Origin of the sequence: Streptomyces capitiformicae (genome assembly GCF_002214185.1) — a bacterium.
GTDB classification, from domain to species: domain Bacteria; phylum Actinomycetota; class Actinomycetes; order Streptomycetales; family Streptomycetaceae; genus Streptomyces; species Streptomyces capitiformicae.
On record NZ_CP022161.1, the window covers coordinates 3,704,943 to 3,727,424 of the forward strand.

The following is a 22,482-nucleotide window of genomic DNA, read 5'->3' on the forward strand; positions in this document are numbered from 1 at the left end:
GGGGGTTGGCATGGACGAGCTCAGGCCCGGCGATCCGCAGATCGTGGGGGAGTATCGGCTGCTCGGCCGTCTGGGGTCCGGCGGCATGGGCCGGGTCTACCTGGGGCGTTCAGCGCAGGGCCGCACCGTGGCGGTCAAGCTGGTGCATGGCGAACTCGCGGTGGACCCGGAGTTCCGTCAGAGGTTCCGGCGAGAGGTCGAGGCCGCCCGAAGAGTGGTGGGCGAATGGACCGCAGCGGTGGTGGCGGCGGACACGGAAGCTGCCGTGCCCTGGGTGGCGACGGCCTATGTTCCCGCACTGACGCTGCACGAGGCAGTGGAGCGGCACGGGTTCCTGCCGGAGGAGTCGGTGTGGGCGCTCGCCTTCGGACTGGCGCGAGCGCTGGAGACCATTCACGGCTGCGGGCTGGTGCACCGGGACCTGAAACCGTCCAACGTGCTGCTCGGCCTGGACGGGCCACGGGTGATCGACTTCGGGATCGCGCGCGCGGCCGACGGTGAGGGGCTCACCCGTACGGGCATGGTGGTGGGCACCCCCGGATTCCTCTCCCCCGAGCAGGTGAACGGCGTGCCCGTCACCGGGGCGAGTGACGTCTTCTGCCTGGGGGCCGTGCTCACGTTCGCCGCGACCGGACGATCCCCGTTCGCCGGCGCCGGCCAGGGAGCCGCGGCGGGCATGGTGGCCGTCGTCAGTGAGCCGCCCGTCCTCGATGGCATCACCGGCCCGCTCCGCGACCTGGTGGAGAGATGCCTCGCCAAGGACCCGGCGGGGCGCCCCACGCCCGCGCATATCGCCGAGTCGGCCAAGGACGCCGGGTACGACCGCTCCCGTCCCTGGCTTCCGCCGGAACTGCTGGACCACCTCGGGCGGCACGCCGCACGGCTGCTGCAGGTGGAGACGCCGCCTCCCACCACGGTGGACAGGCCCGCCGGGCAGCCGGAGGCGTACTGGGCCACCCAGACGGCCACTCCCCGTCCGGGTCACCCGGTACCCGGCCCACCGAGGCCCCTCGCGTCCCCTCCCGCAGGCACGCCGCATCCCATGGCCTTTCCCCAGCCCGGAACACCACAGCCCGGCCCCGTCCATCCGGCGGCCGGCGTACCGCACCACCCGCACCCCTCCCCTCCGTGGCATGCCGCGGCCACCACGCCCGGCAGCCCTTCGGGCAGGCCGGGCGGGCAGGGCACGCCGGGCAGGCCGAACAGGTCGGCCCGGAATGCGGTCATCGTGGTGGCGGCTCTGGTCCTCGCGGGCGTGGTGGTCACGAATCTGGTGAACGGATCCTCCTCATCGGAAGGCTCGGAAGGCTCGGAAGGCTCGGATTCACCGACGGCCTCGACCGCCGCTGACGGGTCCGTGCCGTCCTCGTTCCGCTACGAGGGCACCTGGCGGGGCACGGTGACGCAGGGCGAGAGCAACACCTATCCCATCAAAACGGACTACAAGGGCGGCAAGATCGGCGAAACCGTGGCCACGGTCGAGTACCCGACGCTGGATTGCGGCGGTATCTGGGTGCTCGTTTCGCAGACCGACCAGGGCACCCAGGTGGAGGAGCGGATCACAGACGGCACATCGAACTGTGCCGACGAAGTGGCCATCACCCTCACACCGTCGACGGACGGCACACTCGAGTACTCGTTCGACTCCATCGAGCGCGGCCGGGCAACACTGCGACGGGACTAGACCGACCCGGTCAGTGCAGGGTGGGCCGGTAGGTGAGCTCCTGGATGTGGCCGTCGAGCGTTCGGTTCTCGATCAGCTCAAGGTCGAAGTCGGCTGCGCCCTGGAAGATCGGGTCCAGGCCGGTCCGACCGGTGATGACGGGGAAGAGCGTCACCTGCAAGCGGTCGACCAGGCCGGCGGCCATCAGCGCCCGGTTCATCGACAGGCTGCCGTGCGAGCGCAACGGCACCTCGGACTCCTCCTTGAGCCGGGCGACGACGTCGACGGCGTCACCGCTCACGACGGTCGCGTTCGGCCAGTCGAGAGGGCCTTCCAGCGTTGTCGACACCACCGTTGTCGGCAGGCTCCTCATCCGGGTGACCCACGGGTCACGTACGTCGGACTCCTCGGTGCTCGAGGCCAGCATCCGCTCGAACGCCCGATAGGTGTTGGCCCCGAAGACCATCCGCTGCTCCGGGCCGTACAAGGCGAGGCGGTGGTCGAGCAACTCGGGGCCCTGCTTGCCCCAGTAGCCGGTCCAGTCGCCGCCGGCGGCGCCGTAGCCGTCGAGGCTGGAGAAGACGTCGAAGGTGTAGGTAGCGGTCATGTCGTTCTCCTTGAGTGCGGTGGGTTCGGCGACCCTCGCACCCATAGACCCGGCACGCTTCCGAAACTCATCGCTGTGCCCACCGGGCGGCGGCGGGGAGGGGTCCCGGGCGGGGCCGGGTTCCATGGTGCCCATGATGCGCAGCAGAACGTCATCCACCGCTGTCGTCGCTGTTGTCGCCGTTGTCGTCGCTGTCGTGTTCGCCGCTCTCACGTCGTGTTCCGCGGATTCTTCGGACGGGTCCCTCGCCGAGGACCGGCCCAGTGTGTCCGGCTCCGGGTCACCGGCGTCCGACCCCACGCCGACTCCCACGCAGACAGCCACGCCGTCGTCCTCGCCGACCGGGCCGTGCGCCGACGGGACGTGCGAGATCGAGGTGGCCGTGGGGGACGTCGTGACCGTGCCGGAAACGTACGGCCTCGGGCCGATCGAGGTGACGGCGATCAGCGGCGACGGGGTCGAGATGGTCGCGCCGCTGACGGGGTCGGGCTACAGCGTTTCGCGCTGTTCCGGTGGCGGCGGCGTGTCGTCGGAGGGTGGCGGCGGTGTCAGTCTGCGATGCGACGAGGGACCCGCCGCGACCATCAACGACGCCATGAGCCTGAAGGTCGTCGAGATCCGCGACACCGCCGCCGTCCTCCGTATCGAACCCGCCGGGTGACGTACGGCTCGGCCCTTGGGGCAGGGCTGCGTAGCTGTCGGCTCAGGAGCCGGAGGACGTCGGCCGGACCGCCTCGACGGGCAGGTCGGCCAGGCGCCACTCCAGCATGCCGTCGTTGAGACGGATCGCGCGGCGGCCGCGGGCCGTCAGTAGGCGTACGGCGTCGTAGGCGAGCACACAGTACTCGCCCCGGCAGTACACGACGATCTCCGTCTCCTCCGGCAACTCACCGATGCGGTCGGCCAGTTCACCGATGGGGACGCAGAGCGCGCCCGGGATGTGCCCGGCCCGGTACTCCTCCGCCGGGCGTACGTCCAGTACGACCACGTCGCCCGCCGCGACGCGGGCGCGCAGTTCCTCGTGGGTGACCTCGGTCGCGCCGTCGTCGCCGAGGTAGGCGTCGCGGGCGGCCGGTACGGCGGCCTGGTGCGCCTCGGCGACCTTGCGGAGGAGCGCGAACAGCTGGGCCACGTCGTCGCCGGCCAGCCGGTAGTGGATGCGTACGCCCTCGCGGCGGGTGGCGACGAAACCGGCCTGTTTCAGGGTCTGGAGATGCGCCGACGCCGTCGTCAGGTTCAGCCCGGCCGCCTTGGCCAGGGCGTCGACCGTGCGCTCGCCCTGGGCCAGCAGGTCGAGCAGTTCCAGCCGCTTTCCGCTGGCCAGCGCCTTGCCGCTGGTCGCGAACGCGTCGTACAGCCGCGCCTTCGTACCCGCTGTTGAACCTGTCGTACCGGCTGTGCCGTTTCCCGTCATGCCATCCTCCATAGATCCATGGAATAGTGTAGATGACCCCGGCCTTGGAGGACCCCATGCGTTTCGCCGACGACCATCTGATCCCCCTGGTCGACGCCGGGCTGGGCAACAGCGCCTACCTCGTCGACCTCGGTGACGGCCGCGCCCTGGCCGTGGACGCGTGCCGTGACCTGCGTGCCCTGCGCGCGGCCGCCGAGCGGCGCGGGCTGACCGTGGCGTACGCGGCGGACACCCATCTGCACGCGGACTTCCTCTCCGGCGCGGTCCAGCTCGCCCATGACGACGGTGCGCAGGTGCTGGCCTCCGCCGCCGGACGGCGGGCCTTCCCCCACGTACCGCTGGCGGACGGCGACGAGACGGACCTCGGCGGCCTGACCCTGCGGGCCCTGGCCACCCCCGGCCATACGGACGAGCACCTGTCCTTCCTGCTCCTGGACGGCGACCACGCACTCGGCGTCTTCACCGGCGGCTCGCTCATCGTGAACTCGGCCGCCCGCACCGACCTCCTCGGCGCCGAACGCGCCGAGGAACTCGCCCGCGCCCAGTACCGCTCGCTGCGGCGGCTGGCAGCGCTGCCGGACGCGACCGCGGTGTGGCCCACCCACGGTGCCGGTTCCTTCTGCTCGGCTGCGGAGGGCGCGGAGCGTACCTCCACCGTCGGCGCGCAGAAACGGACCAACCCCCTGCTGGCCGCCCCGGACGAGGACACCTTCGTACGGCGCCTGCTGGCCGGCCTCGGCAGTTACCCGGACTACTTCGACCGGCTCGCCGAGGCCAACCGGCGCGGCCCCGCCGTCCTGTCCGCCGCACCGCTGCTGCCCGGCCTGACCCCCGCGCAGGTCAAGTCCCTCCTCGCCGAGGGCGGTTACGTCGTCGACGTCCGACCGGCCGCCGAGTACGCGGCCGGACACATCCCGGGCGCGCTCTCCGTCCCGTTGCGCGACCAGTTCGCCACCTGGCTGGGCTGGCTGCTGCCCGACACCGCGCCCCTCGTCTTCATCACGGGCGAGGGCCAGGACCTCAGCGAGATCGTCTGGCAGGCGTACAAGATCGGGTACGAGCGCCTCGCCGGGCGTCTCCGTGGTGGCATGGCCGCCTGGCCGGCCGACGGCAACCGGCAGGCCACGACCGCGTTCGTCACCGCCGAGCGTGCCGGGCAACGGCCGTACGTCGACGTACGGCAGGAGGCGGAGTTCGCCGCAGGGCACGTTCCGGGCGCGGTGCACATCGAGCTCGGTGGGCTCGCCGACCGTGCCGCCGACGCCCCGGACGGGCCCGTCGTGGCGTGCGGCCACGGTGAGCGGGCCATGACCGCCGCCAGCCTTCTCGAACGCGCGGGCCGCACCGACCTCGCCGTCCTCCGCGGTGGACCGGACGACTACGCGGCGGCCACCGGGCGACGACTCGTCGAGGGCACCGGCAGGTGAGGGATGGTCCTGGGGATGGTCCCGGGCGTCGGCAGGTGAGGGCTGGTGCAGGGGACGGGCAGGTGAGGGCTGGTGCAGGCGACGGGCAGGTGAGGGCTGGTGCAGGCGACGGGCAGGTGAGGGCTGGTGCAGGCGACGGGCAGGTGAAGGCCGGCGCAGGACACCGCCGGGTGAGGCCTGTTCGTCTGGGCCTGCGGGAGAACCGGGCGCAGTTCACCCTGCTCGTCGTCGTCAACGTCTGCGTCGGTGGCCTGGTCGGCCTGGAACGCACCACCGTCCCGCTCATCGGCACCGACGTCTTCGGTCTGACCAGCGACCTGGCCGTCTTCTCCTTCATCATCGCCTTCGGGGTCACCAAGGCGCTGACCAACCTCGCCGCCGGCGCCCTGACCGCCCGCTTCCGCCGCAAGCGGCTCCTCGTCGCCGGGTGGCTGGTCGGCGTCCCCGTCCCCTTCGCCCTCGCGTGGGCGCCGTCGTGGGGCTGGATCATCGCCGCGAACGTCCTGCTCGGCCTCAACCAGGGCCTGACCTGGTCGATGACGGTCAACATGAAGATCGACCTGGTCGGCCCGGCCCGCCGGGGCCTGGCCACCGGCCTCAACGAAGCCGCCGGTTACACGGCGGTCGGCGCCACCGCCCTCCTCACCGGCTACCTCGCCACCGCGTACGGTCTGCGTCCCGCCCCCGAGCTCATCGGCGTCGTCTTCGTCACCGCCGGACTCGCCCTCTCCCTCGTCGTCCGCGACACCGCCGCCCATGTCGCCCTCGAACTCGCCCGGCACACCGAGCCGTCGCCCGCCGGCGAGGGCCCCAGGGCCCTTCTGATGGATCTGCGTGGCGTCGCGACGCCCGGCACGTTCCCCCGCTCCCGGCTTCTCCCCCACTCCCGGCTTCGCTCGAGCGGGAGGGGCCCCCATGAGCGGGAGGGCCCCCACCACCGCACCGGGCACAAGCCCAAGTACATCCAGTCCATCTACGGGGCCTTCCGCCCGGCACGCCGAGAGCACGCACCGGACGCCGCTCCTTCGCCCACGGAGATCCATCAGAAGGGCCCTGGCCCGGCCGCCACCTTCGCCCGTACGTCGTGGCGCGACCGTTCCCTGCGCGGCGCCTGCCAGGCCGGCCTGGTCAACAACCTCAACGACGGCCTGACCTGGGGCGTCTTCCCGCTCCTCTTCACCGACCACGGCCTCGGTCTCGCCGCCGTCGGCCTGATCAAGGGCCTCTACCCGATTCTGTGGGGCCTCGGCCAGATCCCCACCGGGCACCTCGCGGACCGCGTCGGCCGCAAACCCCTCGTCGTCCACGGCATGCTCGTCCAGGCCGCCGGTCTCGTCCTCGCCCCGGCCCTGCTCGACCGCCCACTGCTCGCGGGGGTCCTCTCCGCCGTGTTCCTCGGCATCGGCACGGCCATGGTCTACCCGGCCCTGATCGCCTCCGTCTCCGACCACGCCCACCCCGCCTGGCGCGCGAACGCACTCGGCACGTACCGCTTCTGGCGCGACCTCGGCTACGCCGCCGGCGCCCTGACCGCCGGCGTCCTCGCCGACACCCTCGGCCTGAACGCCACCGTCATCGCCGCCGCCGCACTGACCACCGCGTCGGGCCTCCTCGCGGCGCGGTGGATGACGGAACGGCCGGTGCGGTGAGCAGGACGCTGTTGGAGGTTCAGCCCGCCCGCACCAGACCGCCGTCGGCCGATCGGGCAGTGTCCTTCCGGGCAGTGGCTGGAGAGACAATTTCGGCCAAGGCCGGGCGTTCGTAAGGTCGTTGGCGCAGGCAATCGCACACGCACGCGTCAACGGGGAGTTCCACATGCTCATGTCCACCACCGGCCGTCTCACGTCGGCCGCGGTCGCCACCGTCGCCGGTCTCGCGGTGCTCGCGCCCGCGGCTCACGCCGTGGAGCAGGGCCCGGCCAAGCCGGCCGCGAAGCTGACCGTCGCCGGGTACACCAAGTACCTCCAGACGCAGAAGTCTCCCGAGGCGAAGCTGGCGCTCAAGAAGTTCCTGAAGCTGAACAAGGGGCAGAAGGCCGTCTTCGTCAAGGACCTTCAGGACCGCAGGATCTACCGGGCGCTGCTCAGCCAGGCGAGGGGTCCCATCGGCAAGCCGGTCAGCATCACCGACCCGCACAACAAGGAAGTCCGGTTCGTCACGAAGGTCAGCTCCACCGTCGCCAAGGACAAGTACCGCACCACCACCGTCCGCTTCACCGTGACCGAGGAGATCTTCAAGATCCCGGTCACCAGCGAGACCCTCACCTTCAGCTACGCGACCGCCGGCGACGGCCCGCGGAAGACCGTCGGCTCCGCCAAGGTCACCAACGTCAACGCGGCCATCGCCATCAAGAACAACCCGCGCGTCAGCATCAAGGGCAAGCTCGCCCAGACCAGGTGGGTCGCCACCCCGCAGGTGAAGTCCTTCGGCAAGGCCGTTGTCAAGAAGCAGGACATTCACGGCAACAAGGCCACCTTCCGGGCCTTCCTCGGCAACATCGACGACTGACACCCGGCCCACCCGGCTCAACCCCCCTCGCCCTCACCACAGGAAACGGCTCGCCCGGCACAGTCCGCGGCGGGCCGTTTTCGTATGCGGACCGCCTGCTTGACGGTTTCGGCCATTGTCGGATTACCGGGGAAAGGGCCCGGGAAAGCGACGGCGAATCACCAGGAGGGAGGGTTTGAGCGGACCTCGCTGGACGCCGACGGATCCGCAGCCCCATCATCGCCCGCGCGAACGCCGACCGACCCGACCCGCCCATACGGATAAAACGGCACCGCAAACTCGAATTCCTGCTCGATATTCGCCTTTCCGTCGCGGCGAAAACCGCCCCTTGTGAGCCGTACGTCCGGCATCGCAGCATGTATCCGGAATTTCCGTCTACCCGGAAGGAAACACGCGATGGAGCAGGCCCAGACGGACCAGAAGCCGGTGTACGAGCCGCCGGCGGTGGCCGAGGTCGCCGAGTTCTCGGAGCTGACCACCGGTTGTGGGTTCGACTTCTTCGAGATGCCCGCCCAGCACAACATCTGCTGAGCCGGATCGTCACCTCGCGTCGAGCGTGAGTCGCACGTGACGGGTCGCGGCCGGGTCGGCGCCCGCCCTTTTCGGGACGAGCGCGTGAAATCCCGGCCGCGACTGGAATTCGTTCACCGAATACACCTTTTCGAGGCCGGGAAGGCCGGGAAAACACCAGGGGGTCATGAGCGTGATGCCGGAAAGCACGGCGGCGGGCAGCGGCTGGTTCGCGGTTCTCCCGGACTGCGAGGCGGCGCGGGCGGCCGCCTCGGTCCTGGGCGCGGAGGCGGCGCGGATCGTGGAGCACGCCTCGGGGCGGCCGTGGCTCGTCGGACACTGGGCCGACGGCGAGGTCGTCGTCGCGACGGTCGGCGACGCCCGGGTGGCGGCCGTGGGCCTCACCCCGCTGACCGGAGCCCGCCTCGCCGCACTCGTCCGGGAAGGCGACGCGCTCGGCTCGCTCGACCGGATCGCCGCGAACGGCCCGACCGGCAGCTGCCATCTGCTCGCGTCCGAGGCGGGCCGGCTGCGGTCCCAGGGGACGGCCTCGGGGCTGCGGCGGCTGTTCTCCGCCCGGGTGGCCGGTGTCATGGTCGCCTGTGACCGCTCGGACGTCCTGGCCGCCGCCCTCGACGCGGGCATCGACGAACGCCTGGTGGCCCTCCGCCTCATGGACCCGCTGATCCCGCACCCCCTCGACGAACGCCCCCTGTGGCGGGGCGTGGCGGCGGTCCCGGCCGGTACGGCACTGCTGACCGACCCCGACGGCCACGCCCGTACGCGGCGCTGGTGGCACGCACCCGAGTCCGACCTCCCCCTCGCCGAGGGCGCGGAGCGGCTGGCCGGGGCGCTCGCGGACGCGGTCGCCGTACGCACCGCCGACGGCGGGCTGATCAGCTCGGACCTGTCCGGCGGGCTGGACTCCACCTCGCTGTGCTTCCTGGCCGCGCGGGGGCCCGCCCGGCTGCTCGCCCTCACCCTCACCGGCTCCGACCCCGCCAACGACGACCTCTCCTGGGCCCGGCGGGCCGCGGGCCGGCTGCCGGACGCCGAGCATCTGGTGCTGCCGACGGCCGACCTGCCGGCGCACTACACCGGGGTGCTGCGCGCGGGCGAGGGTGTCGACGAACCGGCCCTCGGGGGCCGCGTCCACGCCGCGTTCGCCGAGACCGCGCGCCGCCTGGCGGACCGGGGCTCTCGGCTGCATCTGTCCGGGGAGGGCGCGGACCAGATCCTGTCCGCGCGCACGCCGTACCTGCACACCACGCTCCGCACCCGGCCCCGCACCGCCGTCACCCACCTGCGCGCCACGGTCTCCACCCAGCGCTGGCGCCTGCTGCCGACGTTGCGGGCGCTGGCCGACAACCGCTCGTACGGGCGCTGGCTCGCCGACACCACCCAGAACCTCTCCCCCGTACTGGCCCTGGACGGTTCCCCCGCCCTGGGCTGGCAGATGCTGCGGCCCCAACTGCCGCCCTGGGCAAGCCGGGACGCGGCGGGCACCGTACGGGAACTGCTCTGGCAGACCGCCCTCGAAGCCGAGCCCCTCGCCGGCGACCGCGGCCGGCACGAGGTCCTGTGGTCCGTGCGGAACGGCACCCGGCTGGCCCGTCAGCTCACCCGCGTCACCAGCCGGGCGGGTCTGGCCACGCACTACCCCTTCTACGACGACCGCGTACTGGAGGCGGCCCTGTCCGTACAGCTGCACGAGCGCACCACCCCCTTCGCGTACAAGCCGCTGCTGGTGAGGGCGATGCGGGACGCGATGCCCGCCGAGCTGCTCACCCGCAGCACCAAGGGCGAGTACAGCGCCGAGATGCAGAGCGGTCTGCGCGCCCACCGCGCCCAGCTGGCGGAGCTGCTCGACCAGCCGCTCCTCGGCACGCTCGGCCTCGTCGACGCCGACGCCCTGCGCCGGGCCTGTCTGAGCATGTTCCCGCCCCGGCTGTCGCCGGTCACGCTGGAGGCGACCCTGGCCGTCGAGACCTGGCTGCGCGCCCACACCGGACCGGCCGCGTCCACCACCGCCCTGGGAAGCGAGGCGGCGGCATGAACGGGACCACCAAGTTGCGGCGGCACGTCTCCGCCTCCGACGTCGCGGACGGCATGGTCCTCCTCGACGAGCGCAAGGGCCGCTACTTCAAGCTGAATCCGAGCGCCGCCCTGATCCTGCGCGCCCTGCTCGACGGCTCCTCGCCGGACGAGGTGGCGAGGGTCCTGGTCGAGCGGTACGAGGTCTCCGAGGAGCGGGCGGCCGCCGATGTCGACGCGCTCACCGCCGAGTTGGCCGGCATCGGGCTGGTGGTCGCGTGAGCGTCCCCAGCGTCTTCCGGACCCGGCCCCGGCTGCCTCTGCGCCGACGCCCGCTGCCGCTCCTCGCGGTGGGCGCCGCGCACCTGATCGGCCGGCTCTCCCCACTGCGCATCCGGCAGATCCTGACCGCCTGTTCGCGCGGCGCCCGCCCCGCGACGTACGCCGAGGCCGCGCGGGCGCGCGGTGAGGTGGTCGCGGTGAGTGTGCGCTGCGCCGGGCAGGGCTGTCTGCCGCGCTCCATCGCCACCGTGCTGCTGTGCCGCGTCCGCGGCAGCTGGCCGACCTGGCGTACGGGCATGCGTACGGTCCCGATGGTCGCCCACGCGTGGGTGGAGGCGGAGGGCCAACCGGTGGAGGACCTGCCGCTCACCCCGGGTATCCCGCCGCTCATCACCGTCGCGCCACGGAAGCACCCATAAGGACTCATAAGGACTTATGCAGACTCATAACAGAGGGGGAGCCATCGTGCCGGGCGCCGACATCGCCGTACGCACCGAGGAACTCAGCAAGCTCTACGGGACCCGCGAGGCCCTGGTCGGACTCGACCTCACCGTCCCGGCCGGCCAGGTCTTCGGCTTCCTCGGCCCCAACGGGGCGGGCAAGACCACCACCATCGGCATCCTGTGCACCCTGTTGCGGCCGACGCTGGGCCACGCGTGGGTGGCCGGGGCGCATGTGGCCCGCGAGGCCGGGCGGGTACGGCGCCGGATCGGCGTCGTCTTCCAGGAACAGACCCTCGACCAGGACCTGACGGCCATGGAGAGCATGCGCATGCAGGCCGAGTTGTACGGGCTGCCCGGCCCGGCGGCCCGCGCCGCCAGTACCGCGCTGCTCGACCTGATGGGCCTCGCCGACCGGGCCGGCCACGTCGTACGCACCCTCTCCGGTGGCACCCGCCGCCGACTGGAGATAGCCCGGGCGCTGGTGCACGGTCCCCGGGTGCTCTTCCTCGACGAGCCCACCACCGGGCTCGACCCGCAGACCCGGGCCGCCGTCCGGGAGCATCTGCGGCTGCTGTGCCGGGAGCACGGCATCACCGTGTTCCTGACCACGCATCATCTGGAGGAGGCCGAGCACTGCGACCGCATCGCCATCATCGACGACGGCGAACTGGTCGCGGAGGGCTCGCCCGGGGAGCTGAAGGCGGTCATCGGCGCCGACCTCGTCACCCTGCGCACCGACGACGACGAGCGGGTCGCCGAGGCCGTACGCCGGCTGTTCGGCGTCGCGACGGTGACCGGGCCCGGCGGCGTACGGCTGCGCGCGCCCGACGGGGCCGCCCTGGTCCCCCGGCTGTGCGCCGAACTCACCGTCCCCATCCACTCCGTGACCGTCGCCCCGCCCACCCTCGACGACGTGTTCCTGCACCACACGGGCCGCACGATCCGCTAGACGCGTCGCTGACGCGAAAGTCCCGTCCCTCCGGAGGAGGCATTCCTTTGTCGTCGGCGACCACGTCCGAGTCCACGTCCGAGTCCACGATCGAGTCCACGATCGAGTCCACGATCGATACGAGTGCGACGGCCACCGGGGCCGTCATCGATGAAGCCGGGTTCCGTGACGGCCCGTTCGCCCGGTTCGCGCAGGATCTGCGGACCGTGCGGATCCTGTGGCGGCGGGAGATGGTGCGGTTCCTGCGCAACCGTGCCCGGCTGGTGATGGGGCTCGCGGCGCCGCTGCTGTTCCTGTTCGTGCTCGGGAACGGGATCGGTTCGGCCGGCGGCGCTCTCGGCCTCTACCAGGCGTTCCTGTTCCCCGGCACGCTGCTGATGGTGGTGCAGGGCCCGGCCGTGGCCGTGGGCACGGTGATCATGTGGGACCGGCAGTCCGGGTTCCTGCGGCAGATGCTGGTCGCCCCGGTACGGCGCGCCGCGATCCTCGCGGGCATCTGCCTGGGCGGCGCCACCACCGGGGCCCTGTACGCGCTTCCCGTCCTGGCCCTCGCCGGGCCCATGGGCGTGCCCTATCACCCCCGGCTGCTCCTGCTCCTGGGCGAGATCACCCTGCTCGCCTTCGCACTCACCGCGCTGGGTGTCTCGGCGGCGGTGTGCATCCGGCGCCCGGAGACCTTCCAGATCGTGTCCGGGCTGGCGATGGCACCGGCCGTGCTGCTGTCCGGCGCGCTGTTCCCCGTAGGCGGGCTGCCGTCATGGCTGGGCATGGTGGTACGGGCCAACCCGCTGAGCTACGGCGTCGACGCCCTGCGCCGCACCATGCCGGACCCGGAACCGGGCGGCGCCGCCACCCCGTCCTGGTTCCACGCCGGCCCGGAGTGGTGGGGCTGGGCCCCGCCGGTCCTCCTGGAGCTCGCCCTCGTCGTCGTACCGTCCCTGCTTCTGCTGACTCTGGCCGGCCGCCGCTTCTCCCGCATCGACTGAAAACGGCTCGCCCGTCCCCTCAGCGACTTCGACGGCGACGGCCGGTCGCCAAGTCCGTGTCCGGCATCACGAACGGCGCGCCCCCGTCGCCACCAGGGGCTTCGACGGCGACAGCAGGCAGGACATCTTCGGCAAGGGGCCGGGCGACGAACGGGCCGCCATCGTCCACGGCGACGGCAAGGGCCCCGGCCGGGGCGAGGCGCGCTCCGGGGCCACGGGAAGGTGAAGGTGGGCCTCGCCGTCGCGGTCGGCGAGGCCCACGCGACGGCCACGACGACGCCGCGATCCAGTCGCGCGGCGGCGATCGGCGCGTCGGCCAGGTGGTGGGGCTGCTCGGCAGCGAGGGCGGGCTCAGCGCGGACCGTACCGTCACGCTCGACCGGTAGGCGATCGGCCTCGGTGACTCACCGTCGAGCGCATGCGGCGGCGACGCGAGGACGCCTGTTACTGGATCCCGCGCGGTACGCGGGACGGCCCCTCGAAGACGGACCGACGCTCGTCAGGACCAAGGACTTCGGCAGCGGCTGACCACCCGGCGCTCCCGGATGGGCTAGTCCGACGCGCTGGAGTCTCCCGTGCCGCCGAGGCTGAGGGCCAGGAGGTGAGGCGGGAGATGTCCATGAGTGGTCGGGCCGAGGTGGTCGTGCGGCCGTCGCCGGTGCTGCGCATCGCGGTCATCGGGGACTGCCCCCTCTTCCGGCACGGCGTCTCCCAGCTGATCGGTACCGCCCCCGACCTCCACCTGGTCGCCGCCGCAGCGTCCATCGAGGCCGCGGACGGCAGCCTGCGCGGTGCGGAAGTGGTGCTGATGGATCTGCAGCAGTCCGCCCCGCGGCTCGCCGCGGCCGTGGCGAAGCTGCGGCGGCAGGGGCATGCCGTCATCGTCGTGTCGTCCTCTCCACGGGTCGACGCGGTTCAGGTGATCCGGGAGGGTGCCAGCGGCTACCTGAGCCGACAGGCCGAGGGGGAGGAAGTACTGACGGCGATCCGGGCCGTGGGATCGGGCCGCAGCTATGTGTGCGCGCCCGCCGGACAGCTGCTCGGACCGTCACCGCGCTTCACGGACCGGGAGCAGGAGATCCTCCGCCTCGTCGCCGACGGCGCGACGGACCACGAGATCGCCGCTCGGCTGAGAATCAGCAAGCACACCGTCCAGTCGCATCTCGACCGGATCGGCGAGAAGACGGGCTCCCGACGCCGTTCCGATCTCACCCGGCTCGCCGTCGAATCCGGGCTTACGGACGCGGAACAGCCGGAATAGGGGCCTGCCGCATTCCTTTCCTTTCGCAGTCCGCTGTGGTCCTTTCGCAGTCCGCTGTGGTCCTTTCGCAGTCCACTGTGGGTAGTCCTACCCCTCCGGTTGTGGGCAATGATTCCCCTTGACCGAAACAGGCCGATGCCAGACCTTTGTAGGGAAAGCTTGCCGCCGCATCAGCCGGAAAAGTGGTCGTTGTTCCGGGCATGCGGGGCGGTGATGGCTGCATGAAAGCGCTATTCATCCGTCATTTCGCAGCCGATCAAGCGACGTCCCACACTCAGGAGAAGCCCATGCGCAAGCGTGTAATTCTCGCCCTCGCGGCCGTGCTCCCTCTGACCGGGGTGGCCACCCTTGCGGGAGCGAGTCAAGCAGCAGCCGACCCGACGAAGTCCAGGGTCGTGGTCCAGGGCACGGTCGAGGACTGCGAGGACGACACGGCCCCGCTCCAGGTGACGATCGAGACGAAGAAGGACGAAGTCGGTGTCGACAGCAAACCTCGCGTAGAGGACGAGGGAAAGTACAAGGTCACCTTCAAGAACATCCCCAAGAACGGTGTCAAGGCCACCGCCACCGTCGAGTGCGAAGAGGATTCGTACAGCACGTCCCTCACCATCAAGCGTCCGCCCGGAACGAAGCTCACTCAGACCTTCAACATCGAGCCGTAGGGTCCCTGACAGGCATTCGGCCGGGTCTCGTCCGTACGAGACCCGGCCAACGCGCCCTTCGGGCAAGGGGGTTCGCCCGCCCCCCTCGTATCGACTGACGGTCCCGGCGACGACTCGCCACGGTGGCTCTATATGATCGGCGTTCGCATGTGCGGGGGCATGTGGCGATTCGGCATCACCGTGTACAGCTCTGCGCTGCCGTCTTCCCTCTCTCCGTGCGTCGCGCCCGCAAATGAGACATCGACGACGAACGAGGGAGATCAGGGGCAATGTCCTATCCCCCGCCGCCCCAGGGCGGCGCCTGGCCCTCCGGGCAGGGGCAGTACCCCGGGCAACCGCAGTACCCGGGCATGGCGCCGCAATCGCAGTACCCGGGCGTGGCACCGCAGCCCCCGTACCCCGGTACGGCACCTCAGCCCCAATACCCCGGTACGGCACCTCAGCCCCAATACCCCGGTGCGGCACCGCATCCCCACCAGTACCCGGTACCCCCGCCCCGACCGGGCGGCGTTCCGCTGCCGCCGCCCAAGAGCTCGGGCACGGGCCTGGGTTGCCTGGCTGCCGTCCTCGGTGTCTTCGGCGTCCTCGGCATGCTCGGCGGCGGCTTCCTGGTCAGCCACGCGTACTCGAATCACAGCCAGGTCATATCGAACGGCGGGGAGTACGGGCCGACGATGTGGCGCAACGAACCGGCGGACGCGTTCTTCCCCGAGGTGCTGGCGCCCGTGAACAGCGCCACGGAGAACGACCCGAAGCGGGCCACCTGGCACCGGCTCGGCATATCCGAGGACACCGGGTGCGAGGACGGGCTCAACAAGGTCACCGCGGCCGCCGTGCGGGACCTGGACTGCGAGGCGGTGCTGCGCGCCACGTACGTGGACCCGACGGGGAACACCGTGGGGACGGTGTCGGTGATCGTGCTGCCGGAGGGCGGGTCCGCGCAGATGACCGAGTTCTTCGAGAAGGACGCCGACAAGCTCGACCCCGAGGTCGGCGCGAAGCCGTACGCCGTGCCCGGCACCGTAGCGGCCAAGTGGAGTGGGGCGCGCAGCAACGGCGGGGCGGGGATGGAACTCGGCGGCATGCCGTACGTCCTCGTGGCGTCCACCGGCGCCGTCGACGGCCGGAAGGCGGGCGAACTGCCCGGCGAGTGGGGCAGCCACAGCTGGTCCGCGGGAGATGACCGCGCCCCGTGGCGGGGCGCCGCGAAGGCCCTCTGCGACGACATGGAAGTGCACCTGATGAACCTGCTGAGGGAGACCTCGTGATCGTGCGGCGTACCGCCGTGGCCGTGGCGGCGTCCCTGATCGGCCTGACCGCGTCGGCCTCCGCGTCGGGTACGGCGACCGCCGCGCCCCGCGCGGCCGAGACCGTCCCGCAGAGCTGGGAGTACTCGGCGCTGAACCTGGCCCAGGCCCATCGGGCGGCGCAGGGCGAGGGCGTCACCGTCGCCGTCCTGGACTCCGGTGTCGAGGCCGGCCACCCAGCCCTCGCCGGCAAGGTCACCACGGGCCCCGACTACGTCGAGGACGGCCTCCAGCCGGGCGACCCGAAGTGGGGCGACCACGGCACCGCGATGGCCTCGGACGTCCTCAAGGTCGCCCCGAAGGCCGAGATCCTCTCGATCCGGATCACCAGCGACAAGGACGAGGACGGCTTCTACAGGGGGACCAGCAGGATCGCCCGGGGCATCGACTACGCGATCGAGCACGGCGCCGACGTCATCTCCATGTCGATCGGCGGCGAACTCCTCGGCGACAGCTACGACGAGGACGAGGCCGACGCCCTGGGCCGCGCCGCGCAGGCCGGCGTTCCGGTCCTCGCCTCGGCGGGCAACAGCGGTGACGAGTTCAACGACGCCCAGTACCCGGCGGGTTACCCGGGCGTGATCGCCGTCGCCGCGCTCCAGCAGAGCGGCACCCGGGCCGAGTTCTCCACCGTGCGGACCTACAACTCGGTGGCCGCGCCGGGCGTGGCCATCATGAGCGCCAAGAACACCGGCGGCTACGAGGCGATCAACGGCACCTCACCCGCGACGGCGCTCAGCGCGGGTGTCGTGGCGCTGATGAAGTCGGCGAACGGCGACCTGACCTCCGCGCAGGTCCGCTCCATCCTGACGAGGACGGCCCGCCACGCCTCCTCCGGTCCCAGCCCGCTGGACGGCTACGGCATGATCGACGCGGCCGCCGCCGTCGAATCCTCCGCGAAGCCCCCCGCCGACCGCACCGAGCCCATCGCCCACAAGGGCAAGGAACACCTGGCCACCCCCGACGGCACCCCGAAGACCCAACACCCGCCTCTGGACACGGAACTGGTGGCCATCGGCGGCGCCGCGGCCGCCGTAGGCCTCGTCATGGTCATCGGCGCCCTCCTGAGCGCCAGAGCGGCCCGCCGCCGCGGGACCCGCGCCCGCGCACAGCAGGCGGGGCAGGGCTGAGCGGCAGGTTCGGATGCGTTGTCGTCCGCGGGTGAGTGGGGGCTTGTGGCACAGTTCCCCGCGCCCCTGAGAAGCAGGGGCTGCGCCCCCTGCTTCTCAGCCCGCAGGGCCGTGGCTTTCAGCGGCGCGGGGAACTCGCCGAGCCCGTCACCACTCGGAGGCGAGCGCCTCCGTCAGTCGTGCGGCGGCGGCCGGGTCCGGCAGGCTCCGCAAGGCGGTGAGGACCTGGTCGCTCGCGAACTCGCGCTGGGCCGGGGTCACATTCGGGTCGATCGCGCATCCGGCCTGTACGCGGACGTAATTCAGGTCCGTCGCGAAGAGCATCGAGAAGGAGTCGAGCCCCTTGACGACCGCGGGCCCGCCGGCGTCCACATAGGCCCGTACCAGCCGCCGGGCGGAGTCGGCGTCGAAGTCGTTCCCACCCGCCCATACATGGACGGCGCGGGCGAGTTCGCGTTCCGCCGATATGAGGCCGGCGTTGTCCCAGTCGAGAAGGGCGGGCCCGGCCGGGCCGACCAGGACGTTCTGCGGCCGCATGTCGAGATGGGACACCACCACGTCACCGGCGCCGGAAGGGGTGACATGGTCCGCCAGCTCCCCCGCCGAGGTGGTGATGAACCGCCCCAGCTCGTCCGCCCACGGCACACCGGCCCGCCGCACCGCCTCGTACAACTCCGCCCAGTCGGCAGGGCGCGGGCATTCCTCGTACCAGGCGTTCGGCTCCCCGCTCGCTCCCTCCCCGGCCCGGTGCAGCAGGGCCAGGGTCCGGCCGCACCACGCCAGGATCTCCGGGTCGGCCGGATCCGCCTCGACCCCGTCGACCCAGTCGTACAGCTTCACGTACGACCCGCCCATCGAGGAGGGCAGCCGCGAGACGTACGCCCCGGTGCGGTCCGGCAGGAACCGGGGCGCGGAAATCCCCAGCCCCTCCGCGGCGTTCCGCAACGCGGCCTCCCGTTGCACCTGCCCCTCGTCACAGCCGAACAGAAGCTCCTTCACCGCCCACGAGAAGCCGTTCCCCGACGACAACTTCCAGATCTGCCCCAGCGCCCCCCGAGCGACGGGCGTCATGTCCCACGCCGGGGAGCCGGGCCCCACTCCGCATTCGCCGCCGAGGCCGTACATGGTCGCGATGAAACCGGCCCTGCTCCGCATGCGCTCACCTTTCCGCCGTGGAACCAACAGGTTCTCCAGCTTGCCGGGGCGCGGCACCGCGCAGGAACAGGGCACTGGTGAGGGTGCCGAGGAGCACGAGCGCGGCGTTCAGGGCGATCGCGGCCTTGAGACCGCCGAGCATGACCGCGGCGCCGCCGCCGGTGGCCGCGGCGGTGGCGACCGCGCTCATGATCGGCGTGCCCATGGTGATACCGATCTGCTGGGTCATGGTGGCGAGCCCGGTGGCCAGGCCCTGCTCGTGGTCGTCGAGCCCGGACGTGGCGGTGACCATGAAACCGACGATGACCAGCATGTTGCCGACGCCGCCCGCGAAGGTGCCGGCCAGCAGCAGCCACATCGAGGAGCGGTCGTCGCCCATCCCCAGCAGGGCGACCGTGAAGACGGTCTGAACGACACCACCGACGATCAGCGTCCGCCTGCTGCCCACCCTGCCGATGACCCGGGGCGCGAGCGTGCCGCCGACGACCGTACCGACCCCCAGCACACCGAACGACAGCCCAGCGGCCAGCGGCGAGAAGCCGAGGACTTCCTGGAGGTAGAGAGTGAGGAGGAAGACCAGGGAGGTCTCCGTCAGGAAGGCGATCAGCCCGGCCACGTTCCCCCACGCGACCGACCGCTTCCCGAGCACACCGACCGGCACCAGAGGCTCGGAGACCCGGCGTTCGACGCCGTAGAAGACGAGGAGCAGAACGGCACCCGCCGCGAGCCACAGCAGCGCGGACGCCGAGCCCCAGCCGTGTTCGCCCGCCCGGGTCAGGCCGAGGACGACGGCCAGCAGACCGAGCGTGACGCTGACGGCACCCGGCACGTCCAGCCTCGGGCGTTCGTCGGGCCGGGACTCCCTGATGACGGTCGGGGCGATGAGGAGGACGGCCAGGACCACGGGCACGTTGACGAAGAACGCCCAGCGCCAGGAGAGCAGTTCGGTGAGCAGGCCGCCGAGGATCGCCCCCGCGGTGAAACCGGCCGACATCAGCGCCCCGTTGAGACCGAGCGCCTTCTCCCGCAGCGGCCCCTCGGGAAAGGAGGTCGTCAGCAGCGACAGCCCGGCGGGCGTGACGGCGGCCGTGGCGAGCCCCTGGAAGACCCGGGCCACGATCAGCACCTCCGGGTCCTGCGCGAGCCCCCCGACCAACGAGGCCGCCCCCAGCACCACCAGTCCGCCGAGGAACAGCCGCCGCCGTCCGAAGAGGTCGGCCACCCGGCCGAAGAGCAGCGTGCACCCCGCCGCGCACAGCGCGAACGACGTGGCGATCCACTGCAGACCCGCCGACGAGAACCCCAACCCGTCGCCGATCACCGGTAGCGCCACATTCAGGATGGAGAAGTCCACGGCCAGCATGAACTGAGCCGCGAGGAGCAGCACCAGGGTCAGTTTCAGGCGGGGAGTGAGCGCACCGGTGTCTGTGTCGGTGTCCGTATCCGTATCCGTATCCGCAATGGACATGTCGTCGGGTCCCTTTCCCTCGCGTGCTCGCACTCGCTTACTCGCACTCGCTTACTCGCACTCGCTTACTCGCACTCGCGTGCTCGCACTCGCGTTCCGCTACGGAGAAAGAGGCTCGCCCGCCCCGAGAACCCCAGCCAGAACCCTGTCCCGCACACCCGGCGCGAGGGTGGTCATCACAGCACCACCCTCACGGCACCCGCCCGTCCATGGCCCTGTGCATCATGGACGGCATGGTGAACGCCCCGTCCGAGCTCGGGGACTTCCTCAGGTCCCGCCGAGCCGCGCTGCGCCCCGAGGACGTCGGGATCGCCCCGCACCCGGCCCGCCGCCGGGTGACCGGCCTGCGGCGCGAGGAGTTGGCGATGCTCGCGGGAGTGAGCATCACCCACTACACCCGCCTGGAACAGGGCCGTGCCCTGAGCCCCTCGGACAGCGTCCTGGAGTCGATCGCCCGCACACTGCGCCTCACCGCGGACGAGGTCGCCCACCTGAAGACCCTGGCCCGCCCCACGCCTGCGCCGCCGTCACCCCGCGTGGCGCACGCGAGTCCCGCCACCCGCCGGCTGCTGGCCGCCATGACCGACGTACCGTCCCTCGCCCTGGACCGCCGCAACGACGTCCTGGCCTGGAACCGCCTCGGCCACGCCCTCCTCGCCGCCCATCTGGCACCGGAGGCCCCGGACACCCCCGCCACGCGCCCCAACCTGACCCGGATGCTCTTCTTGGACGAGGCCTACCGCGCGCTGTTCCCCGACTGGACCGGGGAGGCGGGCCTCGCGGTGGCCTCGCTGCGCCTCGTCGCCGGGCGCCGTCCCGACGACCGTGCCCTCGCCGAACTGGTCGGCCAACTCTCCATGAACTCCCCCGAGTTCGCCTCCCTCTGGTCCCGCCATCCGGTCCGCACCTGCACCTCCGGCACCAAGCACCTGCACCACCCCCTCGTCGGCCGGATGCACCTGACCTTCGAGACCCTCGACATCCCGGGCCCCTCCGGGCAGCGCCTCATCGCGTACACGGCGGAGCCGGGTTCGCCGTCCGAGGCGGCACTGCGACTACTGGGCAGCTCTGCCGCTACTGGCGGCACTGCGGCTACTGGCGGCAGCAGCCCGACGGCCCGTCACCACCGCCCGCAGCCCGAGGAATACCAACAGCCCGAGCGGCGACAGCAGGACCGTGAAGACCAGCAGGGGGCCCATCAGCAGGGCTGAGATCCCCAGCCGCCTCGCCTCCCGGTACATCCACTGCCCGATGAGGAGGTCCCAGGCGATGACCTGCGCCCAGATGGCCCCGGCCCCGTCCGCGAGTGCCGTCAGTTCGCGGAACGTGTCGATGTCCGGGCTGCTGACCGCGGTCCACAGGTCGGGGAACACCGGGATCGCCAGCGCGAGGTACGTGACCAGCACGGGCAGCACGGTCAGCGGTGACCCCGCGATGCGGTCGGTCGGGCCCCATCCCGGGGCGAAGATCATGAGCAGCCAGACGGGCGCCGCCAGCCAGAAGGAGAGCTCGAAGAGGAACCCGGTCACAGTCTGACCTCCTTCGAGGCACCGGCGAAACCGGCGCCCGATGCGTCGACCCGGCCGTCAGTCGCCTTGCCCCGCACGGGAGTCGGCACCCGCAGCACCCCGTACGTACCGAGAACGGCGATCCCGACGATCGCGCCGGCCGCCCCCAGGGTCACACCGTCCGGATGGATCAGCGGCTGTCCCCGCAGCGCCTGCCAGAGGACCAGCGCGAAGGCCGCGGCGTACACGCCCGACGCGAGCAGTACGAGACGCAGCCGCACCCGATCGTCGGCGAGGCGGGCGAACCGCGGTGCGAGGGCGGCCAGCACCATGACCACCAGCGGCAGGAGTTGCAGCGCGTGCATGCCGACGAAGTGCGGGATCCGCAGATCGCCGCCGGTCGTCGACCAGCCGGTCAGCGGCATCGAGGGACCCCCGTCCGGCACGCCCACGCTGTGCCCGCCGACCACGTCGGAGGTGCCGCGCCGCTGCCCGGGCTTGGGCTGCGTCATCAGGAATCCGACGGCGGCCCCGGACAGCGCCAGGACGATGCCGGAGCGCATGGCCCAGGCGGACGCGCGGTCGGCGATGCGGGCGCGGAGCAGCAGTACGGCGACGACGAGCGTGCCGAGCCACAGGATGACGACCGTGACGGCCATCGTGTTGAACAGCGCCGTGTCGAAGGGCGTCGCGTAGTTGAAGTGGCTGCGCTTCCCCCGTATCGCCTGGCCGATGATGATCACCATCTCGCCGAGGCTCGCCACCGCGACGACGGTCCCCGCCCACCAGCCCACGCGCCGGCCGCGCGGGAGGAGCGAGAGCATCCAGGCCAGCGAGGGGCAGTACGCCACGAACGACACCGAGAACTTGAACGGCTTGGCCCAGATCGGCGCGCCCGCCAGGACCCGGTCGTCGACGACGAGCCCCACCAGGGACACGAGCGCGGTCACCACCATCACCGCCGAGAACAGCACGAGCGGCCGATGCCACGACTGCCACCACTGCCACGACCGCCACGACCGCCACGACCGCCACGGAGCCGATGTTGAAGACATGATCCGCATACACATCCCCCTTATGGATAGCGGCACTCGCCGCTATCTGATAGTCCCACTATCTATGATGGGAAGCGCACTCGGCAAGGGCCGGGCGGTGGGCACGGCACAGG

Annotated in this window: 21 protein-coding genes and 1 pseudogene; 16 read left to right on the forward strand and 6 right to left on the reverse strand. The window is 71.7% G+C overall.

All coding sequences use genetic code 11. The features are described from left to right. The first annotated feature begins 10 nt into the window (after nt 1-10). The gene (locus CES90_RS16470; RefSeq protein ID WP_189783344.1) at nt 11-1,684 is read left to right on the forward strand and encodes a serine/threonine-protein kinase; all 1,674 of its coding nucleotides are present in this window, start codon (nt 11-13) and stop codon (nt 1,682-1,684) included. Between the two features lie 10 nt (nt 1,685-1,694). Here the strand turns inward: CES90_RS16470 and CES90_RS16475 are convergent, their stop codons facing one another. Next, nucleotides 1,695-2,270 (reverse strand): dihydrofolate reductase family protein, encoded by a 576-nt coding sequence (locus CES90_RS16475; RefSeq protein WP_189783345.1) that lies wholly within the window; start codon nt 2,268-2,270, stop codon nt 1,695-1,697. Between the two features lie 133 nt (nt 2,271-2,403). On the opposite strand from CES90_RS16475, the gene CES90_RS49575 reads away from it, so the two are divergent. Continuing rightward, complete coding sequence (locus CES90_RS49575) at nt 2,404-2,931, forward strand: hypothetical protein (RefSeq protein WP_229913849.1); 528 nt, start codon at nt 2,404-2,406, stop codon at nt 2,929-2,931. 42 nt (nt 2,932-2,973) lie between these two features. On the opposite strand, the gene CES90_RS16485 is transcribed toward CES90_RS49575, so the two are convergent. Next, entirely contained in the window at nt 2,974-3,684 is a 711-nt protein-coding gene (locus CES90_RS16485) for an ArsR/SmtB family transcription factor (protein ID WP_189783346.1), read from the reverse strand. Between the two features lie 32 nt (nt 3,685-3,716). On the opposite strand from CES90_RS16485, the gene CES90_RS16490 reads away from it, so the two are divergent. From CES90_RS16490 to CES90_RS16555, 13 genes are all read left to right on the forward strand, one after another. Next, nucleotides 3,717-5,111: an MBL fold metallo-hydrolase gene (locus CES90_RS16490; protein WP_229913850.1), complete on the forward strand. Its 1,395-nt coding sequence runs from the start codon at nt 3,717-3,719 to the stop codon at nt 5,109-5,111. A 170-nt stretch (nt 5,112-5,281) separates the two neighbouring features. After that, on the forward strand, nt 5,282-6,760 hold the full coding sequence (locus CES90_RS49580; protein ID WP_229913851.1) for an MFS transporter: 1,479 nt from the start codon (nt 5,282-5,284) through the stop codon (nt 6,758-6,760). Between the two features lie 166 nt (nt 6,761-6,926). Continuing rightward, nucleotides 6,927-7,619 carry a hypothetical protein gene (locus CES90_RS16505; RefSeq protein ID WP_189783347.1) on the forward strand — a complete coding sequence of 231 codons (693 nt, stop codon included), beginning with the start codon at nt 6,927-6,929 and terminating at the stop codon, nt 7,617-7,619. 396 nt (nt 7,620-8,015) lie between these two features. Continuing rightward, nucleotides 8,016-8,150: a lasso RiPP family leader peptide-containing protein gene (locus CES90_RS16510; RefSeq protein WP_189783348.1), complete on the forward strand. Its 135-nt coding sequence runs from the start codon at nt 8,016-8,018 to the stop codon at nt 8,148-8,150. 166 nt (nt 8,151-8,316) lie between these two features. Next, the gene (locus CES90_RS16515) at nt 8,317-10,185 is read left to right on the forward strand and encodes an asparagine synthase (RefSeq protein ID WP_189783349.1); all 1,869 of its coding nucleotides are present in this window, start codon (nt 8,317-8,319) and stop codon (nt 10,183-10,185) included. Next, nucleotides 10,182-10,445: a lasso peptide biosynthesis PqqD family chaperone gene (locus tag CES90_RS16520; protein WP_189783350.1), complete on the forward strand. Its 264-nt coding sequence runs from the start codon at nt 10,182-10,184 to the stop codon at nt 10,443-10,445. The genes CES90_RS16515 and CES90_RS16520 overlap by 4 nt, the downstream gene beginning before the upstream one ends. Next, nucleotides 10,442-10,864, forward strand: coding sequence for a lasso peptide biosynthesis B2 protein (locus CES90_RS16525; RefSeq protein ID WP_189783351.1), 423 nt, complete (start codon nt 10,442-10,444; stop codon nt 10,862-10,864). Before CES90_RS16520 ends, CES90_RS16525 begins: the two co-directional genes overlap by 4 nt. A gap of 46 nt (nt 10,865-10,910) precedes the next feature. Further along, on the forward strand, nt 10,911-11,837 hold the full coding sequence (locus tag CES90_RS16530; RefSeq protein ID WP_229913852.1) for an ATP-binding cassette domain-containing protein: 927 nt from the start codon (nt 10,911-10,913) through the stop codon (nt 11,835-11,837). 47 nt (nt 11,838-11,884) lie between these two features. Then, nucleotides 11,885-12,823, forward strand: coding sequence for an ABC transporter permease (locus CES90_RS16535; protein WP_189783353.1), 939 nt, complete (start codon nt 11,885-11,887; stop codon nt 12,821-12,823). Between the two features lie 613 nt (nt 12,824-13,436). After that, nucleotides 13,437-14,084 (forward strand): response regulator transcription factor, encoded by a 648-nt coding sequence (locus tag CES90_RS16540; RefSeq protein ID WP_229913853.1) that lies wholly within the window; start codon nt 13,437-13,439, stop codon nt 14,082-14,084. Nucleotides 14,085-14,371: 287 nt separating this feature from the next. After that, complete coding sequence (locus tag CES90_RS16545; RefSeq protein ID WP_189783354.1) at nt 14,372-14,746, forward strand: hypothetical protein; 375 nt, start codon at nt 14,372-14,374, stop codon at nt 14,744-14,746. 269 nt (nt 14,747-15,015) lie between these two features. Then, a complete protein-coding gene (locus tag CES90_RS16550; protein WP_229913854.1) occupies nt 15,016-16,014 on the forward strand; it encodes a hypothetical protein in 999 nt (332 codons plus the stop codon). After that, on the forward strand, nt 16,011-17,183 hold the full coding sequence (locus tag CES90_RS16555) for a S8 family peptidase (RefSeq protein ID WP_189783355.1): 1,173 nt from the start codon (nt 16,011-16,013) through the stop codon (nt 17,181-17,183). The genes CES90_RS16550 and CES90_RS16555 overlap by 4 nt, the downstream gene beginning before the upstream one ends. A gap of 147 nt (nt 17,184-17,330) precedes the next feature. Here CES90_RS16555 and CES90_RS16560 read toward each other — a convergent pair whose 3' ends face one another. Then, nucleotides 17,331-18,338: a phosphotransferase enzyme family protein gene (locus CES90_RS16560; protein WP_189783356.1), complete on the reverse strand. Its 1,008-nt coding sequence runs from the start codon at nt 18,336-18,338 to the stop codon at nt 17,331-17,333. A gap of 4 nt (nt 18,339-18,342) precedes the next feature. Next, entirely contained in the window at nt 18,343-19,806 is a 1,464-nt protein-coding gene (locus CES90_RS16565) for an MFS transporter (RefSeq protein WP_189783357.1), read from the reverse strand. A gap of 209 nt (nt 19,807-20,015) precedes the next feature. Between CES90_RS16565 and CES90_RS16570 the strand changes: the two are divergent. Next, nucleotides 20,016-20,882: pseudogene (locus CES90_RS16570) on the forward strand (helix-turn-helix transcriptional regulator); the annotation flags it as partial. Here CES90_RS16570 and CES90_RS49585 read toward each other — a convergent pair. Together CES90_RS49585 and CES90_RS16575 are read right to left on the reverse strand one after the other, a co-directional pair. Beyond that, the gene (locus CES90_RS49585) at nt 20,862-21,335 is read right to left on the reverse strand and encodes an ABA4-like family protein (RefSeq protein WP_308437857.1); all 474 of its coding nucleotides are present in this window, start codon (nt 21,333-21,335) and stop codon (nt 20,862-20,864) included. The pseudogene CES90_RS16570 and the gene CES90_RS49585 sit on opposite strands and share 21 nt — an antisense overlap. Then, a complete protein-coding gene (locus CES90_RS16575) occupies nt 21,332-22,270 on the reverse strand; it encodes a hypothetical protein (RefSeq protein WP_189783429.1) in 939 nt (312 codons plus the stop codon). The genes CES90_RS49585 and CES90_RS16575 overlap by 4 nt, the downstream gene beginning before the upstream one ends. Nucleotides 22,271-22,482: the final 212 nt, after the last annotated feature.

Excerpts from the sequence above, each read along its gene's own strand:
- CES90_RS16485 (WP_189783346.1), bottom strand. The coding sequence starts at position 3,684 with ATGACGGGAAACGGCACAGCCGGTACGACAGGTTCAACAGCGGGTACG.
- CES90_RS16575 (WP_189783429.1), bottom strand. The coding sequence starts at position 22,270 with ATGGTGGTGACCGCGCTCGTGTCCCTGGTGGGGCTCGTCGTCGACGAC.
- CES90_RS16515 (WP_189783349.1), top strand. The coding sequence starts at position 8,317 with ATGAGCGTGATGCCGGAAAGCACGGCGGCGGGCAGCGGCTGGTTCGCG.
- CES90_RS16505 (WP_189783347.1), top strand. The coding sequence starts at position 6,927 with ATGCTCATGTCCACCACCGGCCGTCTCACGTCGGCCGCGGTCGCCACC.
- CES90_RS16475 (WP_189783345.1), bottom strand. The coding sequence starts at position 2,270 with ATGACCGCTACCTACACCTTCGACGTCTTCTCCAGCCTCGACGGCTAC.
- CES90_RS16470 (WP_189783344.1), top strand. The coding sequence starts at position 11 with ATGGACGAGCTCAGGCCCGGCGATCCGCAGATCGTGGGGGAGTATCGG.
- CES90_RS16540 (WP_229913853.1), top strand. The coding sequence starts at position 13,437 with ATGTCCATGAGTGGTCGGGCCGAGGTGGTCGTGCGGCCGTCGCCGGTG.
- CES90_RS16510 (WP_189783348.1), top strand. The coding sequence starts at position 8,016 with ATGGAGCAGGCCCAGACGGACCAGAAGCCGGTGTACGAGCCGCCGGCG.
- CES90_RS16560 (WP_189783356.1), bottom strand. The coding sequence starts at position 18,338 with ATGCGGAGCAGGGCCGGTTTCATCGCGACCATGTACGGCCTCGGCGGC.
- CES90_RS16520 (WP_189783350.1), top strand. The coding sequence starts at position 10,182 with ATGAACGGGACCACCAAGTTGCGGCGGCACGTCTCCGCCTCCGACGTC.
- CES90_RS16490 (WP_229913850.1), top strand. The coding sequence starts at position 3,717 with ATGACCCCGGCCTTGGAGGACCCCATGCGTTTCGCCGACGACCATCTG.
- CES90_RS16565 (WP_189783357.1), bottom strand. The coding sequence starts at position 19,806 with ATGTCCATTGCGGATACGGATACGGATACGGACACCGACACAGACACC.
- CES90_RS49575 (WP_229913849.1), top strand. The coding sequence starts at position 2,404 with ATGATGCGCAGCAGAACGTCATCCACCGCTGTCGTCGCTGTTGTCGCC.
- CES90_RS16545 (WP_189783354.1), top strand. The coding sequence starts at position 14,372 with ATGCGCAAGCGTGTAATTCTCGCCCTCGCGGCCGTGCTCCCTCTGACC.
- CES90_RS16550 (WP_229913854.1), top strand. The coding sequence starts at position 15,016 with ATGTCCTATCCCCCGCCGCCCCAGGGCGGCGCCTGGCCCTCCGGGCAG.